The sequence below is a fragment of the Polaribacter sp. Hel1_33_96 genome, assembly GCF_002846595.1.
Lineage (GTDB): Bacteria > Bacteroidota > Bacteroidia > Flavobacteriales > Flavobacteriaceae > Polaribacter.
Map to the genome: position 1 here is coordinate 292,169 of NZ_PJMV01000001.1, position 14,581 is coordinate 306,749.

The 14,581-nt window shown below is 30.6% G+C and carries 14 protein-coding genes and 1 tRNA gene; 4 read left to right on the forward strand and 11 right to left on the reverse strand.

The features are described from left to right. The 4 genes from ubiE to ATE90_RS01365 all read right to left on the reverse strand — a co-directional run bounded on the left by ubiE (position 1) and on the right by ATE90_RS01365 (position 4,183). Positions 1-729 carry a bifunctional demethylmenaquinone methyltransferase/2-methoxy-6-polyprenyl-1,4-benzoquinol methylase UbiE gene (gene ubiE / locus ATE90_RS01350; protein WP_036783013.1) on the reverse strand — a complete coding sequence of 243 codons (729 nt, stop codon included), beginning with the start codon at positions 727-729 and terminating at the stop codon, positions 1-3. Between the two features lie 40 nt (positions 730-769). Continuing rightward, entirely contained in the window at positions 770-1,675 is a 906-nt protein-coding gene (locus ATE90_RS01355; protein ID WP_036783015.1) for a NifU family protein, read from the reverse strand. A 105-nt stretch (positions 1,676-1,780) separates the two neighbouring features. After that, a complete protein-coding gene (locus ATE90_RS01360) occupies positions 1,781-3,184 on the reverse strand; it encodes an OmpP1/FadL family transporter (RefSeq protein WP_036783017.1) in 1,404 nt (467 codons plus the stop codon). Between the two features lie 24 nt (positions 3,185-3,208). Continuing rightward, the gene (locus ATE90_RS01365; RefSeq protein ID WP_036783020.1) at positions 3,209-4,183 is read right to left on the reverse strand and encodes a hypothetical protein; all 975 of its coding nucleotides are present in this window, start codon (positions 4,181-4,183) and stop codon (positions 3,209-3,211) included. Between the two features lie 148 nt (positions 4,184-4,331). Between ATE90_RS01365 and proS the strand changes: the two genes are divergently transcribed. The 3 genes from proS (at position 4,332) to rpsT (ending at position 6,269) form a co-directional block, all read left to right on the forward strand. Next, on the forward strand, positions 4,332-5,810 hold the full coding sequence (gene proS / locus ATE90_RS01370) for a proline--tRNA ligase (RefSeq protein WP_036783022.1): 1,479 nt from the start codon (positions 4,332-4,334) through the stop codon (positions 5,808-5,810). 97 nt (positions 5,811-5,907) lie between these two features. Next, a tRNA-Glu gene (locus ATE90_RS01375) sits at positions 5,908-5,979 on the forward strand. 38 nt (positions 5,980-6,017) lie between these two features. Next, positions 6,018-6,269: a 30S ribosomal protein S20 gene (rpsT, locus tag ATE90_RS01380; RefSeq protein ID WP_036783024.1), complete on the forward strand. Its 252-nt coding sequence runs from the start codon at positions 6,018-6,020 to the stop codon at positions 6,267-6,269. A 134-nt stretch (positions 6,270-6,403) separates the two neighbouring features. Here rpsT and rodA read toward each other — a convergent pair whose 3' ends face one another. From rodA to ATE90_RS01415, 7 genes are all read right to left on the reverse strand, one after another. Next, positions 6,404-7,684, reverse strand: a complete 1,281-nt coding sequence (gene rodA, locus ATE90_RS01385) for a rod shape-determining protein RodA (RefSeq protein WP_036783027.1) — start codon at positions 7,682-7,684, stop codon at positions 6,404-6,406. Then, a complete protein-coding gene (gene mrdA, locus ATE90_RS01390; RefSeq protein ID WP_036783030.1) occupies positions 7,665-9,554 on the reverse strand; it encodes a penicillin-binding protein 2 in 1,890 nt (629 codons plus the stop codon). Before mrdA ends, rodA begins: the two co-directional genes overlap by 20 nt. Then, positions 9,554-10,057 carry a rod shape-determining protein MreD gene (gene mreD, locus ATE90_RS01395; RefSeq protein WP_036783033.1) on the reverse strand — a complete coding sequence of 168 codons (504 nt, stop codon included), beginning with the start codon at positions 10,055-10,057 and terminating at the stop codon, positions 9,554-9,556. Before mreD ends, mrdA begins: the two co-directional genes overlap by 1 nt. Then, a complete protein-coding gene (gene mreC / locus ATE90_RS01400; RefSeq protein ID WP_036783036.1) occupies positions 10,050-10,874 on the reverse strand; it encodes a rod shape-determining protein MreC in 825 nt (274 codons plus the stop codon). Before mreC ends, mreD begins: the two co-directional genes overlap by 8 nt. A 19-nt stretch (positions 10,875-10,893) precedes the next feature. Further along, on the reverse strand, positions 10,894-11,922 hold the full coding sequence (locus tag ATE90_RS01405) for a rod shape-determining protein (RefSeq protein WP_036783039.1): 1,029 nt from the start codon (positions 11,920-11,922) through the stop codon (positions 10,894-10,896). Between the two features lie 74 nt (positions 11,923-11,996). Further along, positions 11,997-13,523, reverse strand: a complete 1,527-nt coding sequence (gene purH, locus ATE90_RS01410; protein WP_101450639.1) for a bifunctional phosphoribosylaminoimidazolecarboxamide formyltransferase/IMP cyclohydrolase — start codon at positions 13,521-13,523, stop codon at positions 11,997-11,999. A 95-nt stretch (positions 13,524-13,618) separates the two neighbouring features. Then, on the reverse strand, positions 13,619-14,062 hold the full coding sequence (locus ATE90_RS01415; protein ID WP_441339153.1) for a GAF domain-containing protein: 444 nt from the start codon (positions 14,060-14,062) through the stop codon (positions 13,619-13,621). Positions 14,063-14,131: 69 nt separating this feature from the next. Between ATE90_RS01415 and ATE90_RS01420 the strand changes: the two genes are divergently transcribed. Beyond that, complete coding sequence (locus tag ATE90_RS01420; RefSeq protein WP_036783048.1) at positions 14,132-14,536, forward strand: HYC_CC_PP family protein; 405 nt, start codon at positions 14,132-14,134, stop codon at positions 14,534-14,536. Positions 14,537-14,581: the final 45 nt, after the last annotated feature.

Below are 14,581 nucleotides of genomic sequence, written 5' to 3' on the forward strand. Positions count from 1 at the left end.
TTATTTGCTTGCAGTATAAATTGTAGCAACTCCAAAAGTTACAGGAGTATATTTTGTATTAGTAAACCCGTTTTTTTGTAAAATATTGTTGAAAGCTTCTCCAAAAGGAAAAGAATTTGCAGATTCTGATAAATAGGAATAGGCAACTTTGTCTTTCGAAAATAATTTACCGATAATAGGAAGTATAAAATTAGTATAAAATTTATAGCCTTGTTTAAAAGGAAATTTAGTGGGATTTGAAGTTTCTAAAATCACCAAAACTCCTGTAGGCTTTAAAACTCTCGCAATTTCTTGAATTCCTTTGTTTAAATGAGCAAAATTACGCACACCAAAAGAAACTGTAATTGCATCAAAAGTATTATCACTAAAAGGCATTTCTTCAGAATCCCCAACAATCATTTCTATTTTGTCTGATAGTTTTGCTTTTGCAATTTTTTGTTTTCCAACCTCTAACATGCCAGAAGAAATATCCAAACCTACAATTTTATCAGGGTTTAAAGAAGCCATCATTAACACTAAATCTCCTGTTCCTGTGGCAATATCTAGTATTTGTTTTGGATTATTTTTACCAACAATTTCAACCACTTTTTTACGCCATTTTACATCAATTCCTAAAGAAATAACTCTATTTAAGTCATCGTAATTTTCAGAAATATTGTCAAACATTTTTGTGACTTGTTCTTTCTTTCCAAGTTCAGAATCTTTGTAAGGTTTAATTATTTTTGACATTTTTTTTCTTTTGGATGTTTACTTTTAGCTCAGTTATTTACTAACCATTGATTGCTATAACCTCATTAATTTGATTCGGTAGCATTTCTTTTAACAAGGTTTCAATTCCATTTTTTAAAGTTGCAGTAGAAGATGGACATCCGCTGCAAGCGCCTTGCAAAACTACGCTAACTATTTTATGTTCTTCATCATAAGATCTAAAAGCAATGTTTCCTCCATCACCAGCAACTGCAGGCTTTATATATTCATCCAAGATTTCTACAATTTGTGCAGAAACCCCTTCTAAGGCAATAGTTGGAGTTTTAATTGTAGTTTCACTCGTAATTTCTTGATCTGGAATTTCTTTGATAATTGTTTTTCCTTCCACAAGGTATTCACGAATAAAAGTTCTTACTTCAGTAAAAACTTCATTCCATTCAACCATTTCATATTTTGTGATAGAAATGTAATTATCAGAAATAAAGACTTGTTTTACAAAAGGAAATGTGAAGATTGCTTGCGCTAAAGGTGAAGATTGGTTAGCCTCATCAATATTTTTATACTCTACATCTGTTTGCGTTAATGCTTTATTCGTTCCAAATTTCATTACTGAGGGGTTTGGAGTTACTTCTGCATAAACTTCAATTGCTTCTTTTTTTGTTGATGAGGTTTGTTCGTTTACAACGATGTTACCATCAGTAATATATGCCTCAATTTGTTCGCGAACTTCTTCTTGTAGATCGATCCATTCAACAATATCGAAGCGTTGAATTGCAATAAAATTAGCGGTAATAAAAACCTTTTTTACAAATGGTAAGTAAAATAATTGTTGCGCCAAAGGTGAGTTTTTAGCTTCGTCTATATTAGAAAATTCATAACTACCGCCATTTATTAAAATCTTATTACTATTAAATTTTATTATAGTTTGGTTGGTAGTTTCCTGAACGGTAATCTTAGTCTCTTGCATAATCTTAAAAATAAGTTGCAAAATTACGGCAAAAAACTGAATTTCAGTAAAAAAGACCTTGTATGTTTTTAAAATACAAGGTCTTTCTTTAAAATATGTTTTAGCTTATAAATCTAAAGTAACTGTAGCTGTAAAAATTTTGTTATCTATGGTTAAATTCGATGGATTTACATTAAAACCAGGGTACATATTATAGGTAGCTGTTCTGTTATTATCACTGTATGCAAAATCTAATTTGAAATTCCCAAAGTTGTAACCAGCGCCAAAAGAATATCCTTCTGCGTCACTGTAGTTTACAATACTATCTTCATTTAAAATATTATTAAGATTTGGTGTTTGCTTTTTAGATAAACCACCTCTAATACTGAGCCTGTCAAAACGCCACTCTGTTCCCAGTCTAACGTTATGAGTATTTTTTATACCATTTTGAAAAAATTGATTTTCAACTGAAAAATCATCACCAGATAATTTTATGTTTTTGTAATTTTTACTTACATAATCAATACTTAATAATCCGTTTTTACCAAAAATAAGTGCTGCACTCGCAGTTAATTGACTAGGTGTTTTAAGTCTATAAATTAGTCCTTGTGATGGGAAAAAACCTCCAGATGTATTGTCGTAAATCAAATTATCATTACTTACAATAATTTCAGTATCCCCAAAAAAGCCATCATTATTAATAATATTACTTTCCTCTGCGATTTCTGTATACCAAGTAGGGGTTTGATATGCCAAACCAAATCTAAAATTTTGATGTGCTTTATATATAAAACCAGCATTTAGAGAAAAACCTGCGCCTGTAGTGTAGTTTTCTTGGTAAAAGTTAGCGTCCAATTGATTTCCATTAGCATCACTATTAAACTCTGTTAGAGTAGATCTTTGAGTGAAATTTAAATCATAAAAATTTAAACTTAAACCTACATGTAGTTTATTTTGATGTATTGAAGAAAATCCTACATTTAATTCGCTTAATTCACCTGAATTAGTGTTTACATAGCGTTGTTTATCTGCAATATCATAAACAAAAGTAGGGTCATTAGTGTCTAACGGATACTCAGTGAAAGTAGCCCTATTGCTATTACCTTCAGATAAAAAAAGATCATTAAAATCTTTCTTAATTCTATAACTAAATCCAATTGCAAATTTTGACCAATCTTTGCTGTAAGCGCTATCAAAAACTAAAACAGCTCCTGCATGGGAAATGTTTATAAATTGATCTTGATTTGTGTTTGAGTTTCCATAATAATTTGAGGTGATCTCTGAATTTCTCGAGTTAAAAGTCCCTGAAAATGTACTGTTTTTAAATACAGAGAGGCCTGCTGGATTAACGTTTATTGAAGATATGTCACCTCCTAATGCTCCAAAAGCAGCACTCATAGCTGTAAAACGCGCAGAGCCATTATTATCATTTTGAGAAAATAGGATTGCTAAATCTTGATATTCTAAAGATTGTGAAAAAGACATAAAGGTTGTTGTGAACAGTGTTATTGTTATAATAAATCTTTTCATTTCGTATCTATTTAAGAATTCTTCTTAGTTTCCTCTTCTTTTGGATGAAGACCTTTTTTTTGAGCTTGAACTTCTAGAATTATTGCTGCTACTTCGTCCGTTAGAAGAAGATGATCTTCTTGCTGAAGAACCATTATTACTGAAATTTGATGGATTATTTCTTCTTCTAATTGTGTTCGAACGATTATATTTTTTACTTGTAGGTTTCGCCTTTCTTTTGTGGGTGGAAGAATTACGGGAGACAGAAGTATTTCTTCTTGTTGGCTTCGATGTGTTTTTAATTCTTTTTGAATATTTACTAATATTAGAGCTTTGTCTTCTATTGTAGTACTTGCTGTATCTCGAGTTTGCAGTAGAATTCCTTCTAGCGTAACTATTGTTTGTTAATCTTCGCCCATAAGTATGATTTCTGTAATAACTATTATTATTCCAAGGTCTGTTAAAATAATAAGGATTATAGACATATGGGTTATATAAGAAACCTATGTTCCAGGCCATACCCCCATAAAATGGATTCCATATATCATTAAATCCCCAATTTCTAAAACCTCTTCTGTATCCCCAAAGATCATTAAATCCCCAACCCCAATTATTAAATCGAGACCAATAAGGATTGTTAATTAAATTTATTTGTACAACAAGATCATTTTCTTCATATCCCCACGGTTGATTGGTATTATAATTTAGAGCTTCATCTAAAACCTCATCCTCTATATAAATATTGTTAGAGTTGTAAGAATCTACATCTGTGAAAATTTCATTTCCATCGATGCTTTCTAAGACTTCTAACTTTTTTGTAAAATAGTTTTTTTCATAATCGTTGTACTCCTTTTCATCTACAACGATAACTTTTTGTTCTTCATTTTTACCGTTTTCGTCATTATAAATACCATCATTATTATAAGCACTTTGATACGTTCCACAAGAAACTAATAATAAATTAGCAACTACAAATAAGATTAGTTGATGAAGCTTTAAGTTTTTATAGAGTTGTTTCATAATGATTTGTTTTTATGCTCTTTTATTAATGAATTGTTGCTTTAAAAACTCTAAAATATAGTAGTTTTGTAGTAACTTTAAAAAAGGTGATGTTTTTTTAATAAACAATCTTTTTATATAGACCAATATTTGTGCCAAAGTTTAAATTATGAGTAAAAAGTTAACCAAAAGATCAGAAGATTATTCTAAATGGTATAATGAATTAGTAGTAAAAGCCGATTTAGCAGAAAATTCTGCTGTAAGAGGTTGTATGGTAATTAAACCATATGGATTTGCGATTTGGGAAAAAATGCAAGCGGAGTTAGATAGAATGTTTAAAGAAACAGGGCATCAAAATGCTTATTTTCCGCTTTTTGTTCCTAAAAGTTTGTTTGAAGCTGAAGAAAAAAATGCAGAAGGATTTGCAAAAGAATGTGCAGTTGTAACGCATTATCGTTTGCAAAATGATCCAGATAATCCAGGCAAGTTAAGAGTAGATCCAGAAGCAAAATTAGAGGAAGAATTAGTTGTAAGACCTACTTCTGAAGCGATAATTTGGAGCACGTATAAAGGATGGATTCAATCTTACAGAGATTTACCTTTATTAATTAATCAATGGGCAAATGTAGTTAGATGGGAAATGCGTACTCGTTTATTTTTACGTACTGCGGAATTTCTATGGCAAGAAGGGCATACCGCTCATGCAACAAAAAATGAAGCAATTACAGAGGCAAAACAAATGCAGGAAGTGTACGCTGAATTTGCAGAAAATTTTATGGCAATGCCAGTAATTAAGGGTGTAAAGTCTGATAGTGAGCGTTTTGCTGGTGCGGAAGATACTTATACAATAGAGGCTTTAATGCAAGATGGAAAAGCTTTACAGGCAGGAACGAGTCATTTTTTAGGACAAAATTTTGCTAAGGCGTTTGATGTAAAGTTTACTTCTAAAGAAGGGAAGAAGGAATATGTATGGGCCACTTCTTGGGGAGTTTCTACTCGTTTAATAGGAGGGCTAATAATGACGCATTCAGATGATTTTGGTTTAGTGTTACCACCTAAGTTAGCGCCAATTCAAGTTGCGATAGTGCCTATTTATAAAGGCGAAGAACAATTAGAAGCTATTTCCAATAGAGTTCATGTATTTGTAAAACAATTGCGTAAAAAAGGAATTTCAGTTAAATTTGATGACAGAGATACCTATAGACCGGGAGCAAAATTTGCTGAATATGAGCTAAAAGGAGTACCCGTGAGAATAGCCATTGGAAATCGTGATTTAGAAAATAATACAGTAGAAATTGCAAGAAGAGACACGCTAGAGAAACAAACTGTTTCGCAAGATAACGTTGTTGATTTTGTAGCTAATTTATTGGAAGAAATTCAGGAGAATTTATTTAAAAAAGCAATTAATTATAGAGAGGAGCATACTACAGAAGTCTCTAATTTTGATGAATTTAAAAGTATTATAAAAAATAAAGGAGGTTTTGTTTCAGCTCATTGGGATGGCACAGAGGAAACAGAAGACAAGATAAAAGAGTTAACAAAGGCAACAATTAGGTGTATACCTAATGACGCTAAAGAGGAGGCAGGAGTTTGTGTTTTAACGGGCAAATCTTCATCTAAAAGAGTGCTTTTTGCAAAGGCATATTAATTTATAAAAAAAAAAGTAATTTTTTTATAAAATTGTTGCAGAATTTAAAAAACATTGTATATTTGCACCCGCAATTAAGGGATATTTTAGTTGTTATGGTCCGTTCGTCTAGGGGTTAGGACGCATGGTTTTCATCCATGTAACACGGGTTCGATTCCCGTACGGACTACAAAGTTTTAATATAAAAAACTAATAAAATCAAGAATTATGGCAAATCATAAGTCAGCTTTAAAAAGAATCAGAAGTAACGAAGCTAAAAGGTTACGTAACAAGTATCAGCACAAAACAACAAGAAATGCTGTTAGAGATTTGCGTGCAATAGAAGACAAGGCAGAAGCAGAAGGGAAATTAGTAAATGTTGTTTCTATGTTAGATAAGTTAGCAAAGAATAATATAATACATAAAAACAAGGCTGCTAATTTGAAGTCTAAATTAACAAAATTGGTTTCGGCGATGTAATAACCTGTATTTTATACAAAATATAAAACTCTGAATGAAAATTCAGAGTTTTTTTGTTTTAAGAAGAAAAAGTATTGATTCTAGGTTTATTTATATTGATTCATAAGTAGTTTTAAAAACTAAAATATTTTTCATTACCAATCGTAGTTTTTATGAGCATCTAACCTAATAAATATAAAAAGTAAGATTGTAAACCCCCAAAGAGAGGATCCTCCGTAACTGAAAAACGGCAATGGGATTCCAACTGTGGGCAATAAGCCTATAACCATACCAATGTTTACAATAACATGAAAGAACAAGATAGAAGCTAAGCTATAACCATAGATTCTTCCGAATTTATTTGAATGTGTTTCTGATAAATAAATAATTCTGAACATCAGTAACATAAAGAGAATAATTACAAAACTACTACCAATAAAACCCCATTCTTCGCCCACCGTGCTAAAAATATAATCTGTGTGTTGTTCTGGAACAAAATCTCCTTGAGTTATATCACCTTTTAAAAAACCTTTCCCTGAGAGACCTCCTGAGCTTATAGTTAATTCTGATTGATAAGAATTGTATCCAATATTTTTATTATCCACCTTCAGGCCTAATAAAACCTCAAAACGATCTCTATGATGTTGTTTGAAGATATTATTGTATGTATACCCAGTTCCAAAAATAATCAATGCAACTAAAAGGTAAAGGGTAAGAATTTTATGCCAATTAAATCGAAAGAATAGTTTTCCGCCTTTATAGGTTAAATAGGTTGCAATTAATGAGATTAGTATGAGAAATGAAATAAACATTTTACTTGCTCCAAAAAATATTGTTAATATAAATAAGGTAATTACGGTAATACCAAATAAAAGATAATTAAGCGTTAGCCCCTCTCTATTTAAAACAAAAAAGAAAGATAAATAGATAAGTGCTGAGCCGGCATCTGGCTGCAAAATGATTAAAAATGCAGGGAAAAAGACAATGATAAAAGCTTTTATTTGATTTTTAATTAGCTTTAAATTGTATTGTCTATCACTTAATAATTTAGCAACGGCTAAAGCCGTAAAAGCTTTTGCAAATTCTGAGGGTTGTAAGCCCATAACCCCAAAGTTAAACCAAGATTTGGCACCGTTAATTTCTTTGCCAAAGGGGAATAATAAGATTAATGAGAATATGGAAATAAAGTACAAGATACTTGCGAACTTTTCATAGAATTTTGCATTGAAGAATAGAATAATTATAATTAAAGGTATACTCAGGATGATGAAAATAAGTTGTTTTCCGTATTTGGTTGAAAAACTCAATAATTCAATATTTTCTTCAGTTTTCGATGCAGCAAAAATATTTAGCCATCCAAAGCTTACCAAGGTAATGTATATAATCACTAAAATCCAGTCAATACCTGCAAAAATATTATTTTGTTCTTGACGCAATTTCTTGAGATTTTGGTGTTTGCTTGTTGTAAATTTCTTGTAAACTCATATTCAATATATTCAATTCTCTGTATTTGTTTGCTTTAGAAATACTTCCATTTAGATATTTTTCTACGAGTAAGCTTGCTATTGGAGCTGCGATCGTAGATCCATACCCTCCATTCTCTACAAAAACAGCCAATGCTATTTTTGGATTGTCTTTTGGTGCAAATGCGACTAAAATAGAATGATCTTCTGCTTGAATTTTAATGCCATCTACCATTTTTATTGAGTTTTCTGCAGTACCTGTTTTTCCACAAATTTCGATGCCTTTTACTTGACTCCATCTTCCTGTACCCGTTTTAAAAACTTCATGCATAGCCTCAATAACGGGTGTAAAATATTCTTTATTAATTGTAGTTTGTTTTTTGACGGTATATTTAGGATTATCAATTATTTTTGAATCAATTTTTTTTACAATGTGTGGTGTATAAAAATAACCTTTATTAGCGATAGCTGCTGTAAAATTAGCTAATTGAATAGGTGTTGTTAAAACTTCTCCTTGACCAATTGAATTAGAAATATTAGTAGAAGCATTCCAAGTATATCTATAACGATTGTCATAATATTTTCCGTTAGGAATCAATCCTTTTTGACCTGCAGGTAAATCATATCCTAAATAATTTCCTAATCCAAAACTAGTTATATGTTCGTTCCAGTTATCTAATCCTTCAGAAGGATTATTCGTTTTTTCAACAATTCTCTTATATGTATTTGAAAAATAACTATTGCAAGATCTTGCAAGGGCCGTTTTTAATCTTATTGGTTTATCATAAATATCACAATGACATTTCATAAATTCATTGGGTCTATTACCATATCTGTAGCCGCCATAACATTTAAAAAAAGATTGTTCAGAGATAACTTTTTCCTGCAGACCAATTAAGGCATTCATCATTTTAAAAGGAGATCCAGGAGGATATGCTGCTAGTAACCCTCTGTCATAACTTGGTTTGCTGACTTTGTCATTAAATAATAATACTGAATTTTTAGAACGTTTTCTACCTACCAGCATGTTAGGGTCGTATGAAGGAGCAGTAGCTAAGGTTAAAATTTCGCCTGTATAAGGTTCTATAGCTACAATTCCTCCACGTTTTCCTTTCATTAATTGCTGGGCATAGAGCTGAAGATCTATATCTAAGGTTAGTATTAAATCTTTTCCATTTTCAGAAAGGGTGTCATAAATTCCGTTTTTGTAAGAGCCTGTAACTCGGTTAAAACGATTTTTGTGTGAATATTTTTTCCCTTTCTTACCTCTTAATACGTCTTCATATTGTTTTTCTACACCATCTTTACCTTCTAATTCTCCTGGTTGATAGTAGTCATTTTTCTTGGTTTTTTCTTCATTTACTTCTCCAATATAACCTAGAACGTTTGCAGCAGCTTTTATGGGGTAATCTCTAATAATTCTTTTCTGAATATAAAAACCTGTGTATTTGTGCATCTTTTCTTGAAGGAAAGCAAAATCTTCTTTTGCTAGTTGTTTTAAAAAAACAGATGGTAAATAAGATGCGAACTTTTCTGCTTTTTTATATCTTTTTAAAAATTCTGTTCTATTTATTTTTAAGAGATTACAAAACTCTATAGTATCTAATAATTTTACTTGATTTGGCTGCACCATAACATCATATGAAAGTTGGTTTGCGACCAATAGCTTTCCATTTCTGTCATAAATATAACCACGTTCTGGATAGTCGTATTCTATTTTTACAGCTGCATTATGCATGGGGTCGTAGGTTTCGCTTTTTATAATTTGAAGCTGAAATAAGCGTCCAATAAAGACAAAGCCAATTAGGGTTATTAAAAAATATAGTAAAAAACTTCTATGCATTATTCGTTTTTGGTAAAAAGATAGGTCCCTAAAAAGTATAAAGTTAACGTAAAAACACATGAAAAAAGCGTGTTTGAAATTACATTAGATAAATTTTGAAAACTAAAATTAGCAAAAGTAAAGTAGATAAGATGGTGGATTACTGTTAAAGTTACAACGTAGTTGAAAACTTTTCCAAAAGATTCTGATTTTAATTTAAAAAAAGCAAAGTCTGTTGCTACTTTTCTGAAATAAATTCTAATGAAAAATAAACGAATATAGGCTATATATAAAATTGAAAAAGCATGAATTCCGCCGGAGTCAGAAAAAAAATCAACTAAAAGGCCTAACAAAAAACTATAAAAAAGAAAAGGAATTCTATTCGTTTTTAGCGGATATAGAAATACAAAAACTATGTATAAATATGGGTTTATAGAATCTAAAAACAAAATATTATTCAGCACAAAAACCTGCAAAAAAAGCAGGAATATAAATAACGTTACCATATTCAATGGTTTATTCATTTTGTTCTTCTAATGATTTAATTTCTTCTTTATGATAATTTTTAATAACATATACATATTCTAAATTACTCATATCATTAAAGAGAGCAACATCTACTTTATTATCTGCTGAATTTCCTTCATCAATTTTTGAAATAGTGCCAATAAAAATCCCTTCAGGAAAAATAGTTGATTTTCCGCCAGTTTCAATGGTGTCTCCAATTTTTAAAGGTGCCTGTCTTGGCAAATCAGAAAGTTGAACAATGTTATAATCTTTTCCGTTCCAACTTAAAGTACCAAAATAATTGCTGTTTTTTAAGCGTGCATTAATTTTACTGTTTCTATTTAGAATAGATTGAACTCTTGAATAACGACTAGAACTATTGTCAGTAATACCAATAATACCTTTACTATTAATAACGGCCATCTCTCTTTTAATCCCCGAGTTTTTGCCCTTGTTAAGGGTTAAGAAATTAAATGTTTTAGAGTAATTATTATTTATTATTTTGGCTGTGGTAAATGTAAATTTTTGCTGATATCTTATAGAATCTATTATGGTGGAATCTTTTATTAAATTTATAGAAACGGTTTTTTCTAATAGATTTTTTAATCTTGCATTTTCTTGAGCGAGAAGTTTGTTTTTAGGCTTTAAACTCCAATATTCCGAGATGTTTTTAGTTTGTGAATACAAGCCTCCTGTTATAGCATTTGCAGAATTTACAAATTTGCTTTTATGGAAATTAAGATTATTAAATGTAAATAATAACGCAATAAATTCTAACAATAAAAAAAACAGAAAATACTTAAACTTCTGAAAAAAATAGATAAGTTGTTGCATTGTTAGAACTTCAAAAAAACTAATTCATTAGTACATTTTTATATTTGTTTAGTTCTTTTAAAGCCACTCCTGTGCCACGAACAACAGCCCTTAAAGGGTCTTCAGTAACATATACGGGTAAATCAGTTTTACGAGATAGACGTTTGTCTAAGCCTCTTAACATAGATCCACCACCGGCTAAATAAATTCCTGTATTGTAAATGTCTGCGGCTAATTCTGGCGGAGTTTTGGATAAGGTTTCCATAACGGCATCTTCAATTCGTAAGATAGATTTATCTAAGGCTTTGGCAATTTCGCGATAAGAAACTTGCACCTGTTTTGGCTTACCGCTTAATAAATCTCTACCCTGAACTAGCATTTCATCTGGAGGTGTATCTAAATCTTCAGTAGCAGCACCAATTGTAATTTTAATTCTTTCTGCAGTTGTTTCACCGACATGTAAATTGTGTTGAGTGCGCATGTAATACATAATGTCATTAGTAAATAAATCTCCAGCAACTTTTACAGATTGATCACAAACAATACCACCTAAAGCAATTACAGCAATTTCTGTTGTTCCACCACCTATATCAATAATCATGTTTCCTTTTGGTTCCATAATATCAATACCAACACCAATTGCAGCAGCCATTGGCTCATAAATTAAATAAATTTCTTTAGCATTCATGTGCTTTGCAGAATCTCTAACAGCTCGTTTTTCAACTTCTGTAATTCCTGATGGAATACAAATAACCATTCTTAATGCTGGTGGAAATAATTTCTTTTTAATGGATGGAATTTGCTTTACAAACTCCTTAATCATTTCTTCCGATGCCTGAAAATCTGCGATAACTCCGTCTTTTAATGGACGGATTGTTTTAATATTTTCATGAGTTTTTCCTTGCATTAAATTTGCTTCTTGACCGATGGCAATAATTTTACCTGTAATTCTGTTTCTAGCAACAATAGAAGGGCTATCAATAACCACTTTTCCATTGTGAATTATTAATGTATTTGCAGTCCCTAAATCGATTGCAATATCTTCAGTCATAAAATCAAAAAAACCCATAAAATATTTTTCTTGTTGGTTTAAACTACTCTCACAAATTTAGTAAATTTAATCTGTAATTAAGATTAAATTAATTAATGTTTAAAATGTCTTGTTCCAGTCATAACCATAGATAATTTATTGTCATTACAATAGTCTATACTTAATTGATCTTTGATAGATCCTCCAGGTTGAATTACACTTTTAATACCAGCCTTATCTGCAATTTCTACACAATCGGGAAAAGGGAAAAAGGCATCACTAGCCATTGCAGCACCATTTAAATCGAAACCAAAATTAATAGCTTTTTCAATGGCTTGGTTTAATGCATCAACTCTGCTTGTTTGTCCCGCTCCACTTGCTAATAATTGTTTATTTTTCACCAAAACAATTGTATTAGATTTTGTGTTTTTACATAGTTTAGAGGCAAATAGTAAGTCTCCTAATTCACTTTCAGTTGGTTTATTGTTAGTTGCATAACTCAAATCCGTTAATTTATCTGTAATATTATCTTTGTCTTGGACCAATAATCCATTTAAAGAGGTTCTTACGATTTGATTTGGTAATTCAACTTCTTTCTGAATTAAAATAATTCTATTCTTTTTTCCTTTGAGGATAGGTAAAGCTTCATCAGAATAACTAGGTGCAATAACAACTTCACAAAATAATTTGTGAATTTCTCTTGCAGTTTCAGCATCAATTTCTGAGTTGGCAATTAATACACCACCAAAAGCAGAAACAGGATCTCCAGCTAAAGCATCTACATATGCTTGTTTCATATTTTCTCTTTGCGCAAAACCACAAGCGTTATTATGTTTTAAAATTGCAAAAGATGGAGCTTCATCTTTAAACTCGTCCATTAAGTTTACGGCTGCATCTAAATCTAGTAAATTATTATAACTTAACTCTTTCCCATGTACTTGATCAAATATTGCGTCTAAATCTCCAAAGAAATATCCTTTTTGATGAGGGTTTTCTCCATAACGTAATGTTTTAGAATTTTGTTGACTTGCTTTAAAAACAACTTCATCTTCATTAAAATAATTGAAGATTGCAGTATCATAATGTGAAGAAATATTGAAAGATTTTGCAGCAAATTTCTTTCTCTGCTCAATAGATGTTTCTCCTTTATTTTCGGAGAGAATTGATAAAAACTCTTCATACTGATCCATAGAAGAAACAGTAAAAGTGTCTTTGAAATTCTTTGCAGAGGCTCTAATTAAAGAAATCCCTCCAATGTCAATTTTCTCTACAATGTCCTTTTCAGGAGCTCCAGAGGCAACTGTCTTTTCAAAAGGATATAAATCAACAATAACTAAATCTAATTGAGGAATGTTATATTCCTGCATTTCAGCAACATCTCCTTGATGATCTTGTCTGTTTAAAATTCCTCCGAAAACTTTTGGATGTAATGTTTTTACTCTTCCTCCTAAAATTGAAGGATAAGACGTTATCTCTTCTACAGGAACTACATTTATACCTAATTCTTTTATAAATTTTTCAGTTCCACCAGTTGAATAAATAGTTACATTTAGCTCATTTAATTTTTGTACAATAGGTGCTAAGCCATCTTTGTTGAATACAGAAATTAATGCCGATTTAATTGTTTTTGAAGTGCTCATTTTTTGTTGTGTTGTTAAGCACACAAAACTACATAAACATCGAAAGAATCACAATAAAAAGATAGTAACAAATAAGCAGAGTAATTAACAATAGTTTACAAAATAGCAGCTACCTTTTTACAAACATATTCTAAAAGCTGTTCATCTTCTTTTGTAAATGTATTTGCTGTATGAGAATCAATATCAATTTGGCCAATATTTTCTCCATCTACAAAAATAGGAATAACAATTTCTGATTTCACCTTCCAGCCACAAGAAATATAATTGTCTTGTTGAGAAACATCTTGAACTACAAAATTTTCATTGCTTAGAGCAACTTGCCCACAAATTCCTTTTCCAAAAGGGATAATGGTGTGTTCTGTTTCTTCGCCAGTAAATTGTGCTAATTTTAATTCGTTTTTATTTCCGTTTTTAAAATAAAAACCAACCCAATCATAATATGAAACCTCACTTTCCAAAAAATCACAAATACCTTGTAGTTTTTCTTCTTTAGACGAGGTTTTAGCCATAATGGAATCTATTTTTCTTTGCGAATTCATGAGCATAAGATTGAAATAAAATATTTAACACAAAGTTAGAATATCTTATTGTAATTTTGTGGTTATTAAATGAAAGAATTTTTAGTTAAAATATCATCTTTTTTATTGGCATTTTTGGTGCTAATCTCTACTTTTTCTTTTACGGTGGATTCTCATTATTGTGGAGATTTTTTAATTGAAGTTTCTTTTACTGGTGAAACCGAATGTTGTGGAATGAAAATGGACACAACATCAAAAATCAAGAAGAAAAATTGTTGCAAAGATGAAGTTCAAAAAATTGAAGGTCAAGACGAACTTAAATTAACTAATTTTGATGAAATTTCTTTTAAAAATCAACAATTCTTAACAACTTTTCTGTTTTCTCACAAAGATAATTTTTCTGAATCTCAATCAGAAAAAATAGTTTTAAAAGACTTTCCTCCTCCAGAGATTTATGAAAATCATCAGGTATCTTATCAAACATTTTTAATCTGATTTTTATTAACATTTAAATATCACTCTTCAAAGTGATTAAAAGTC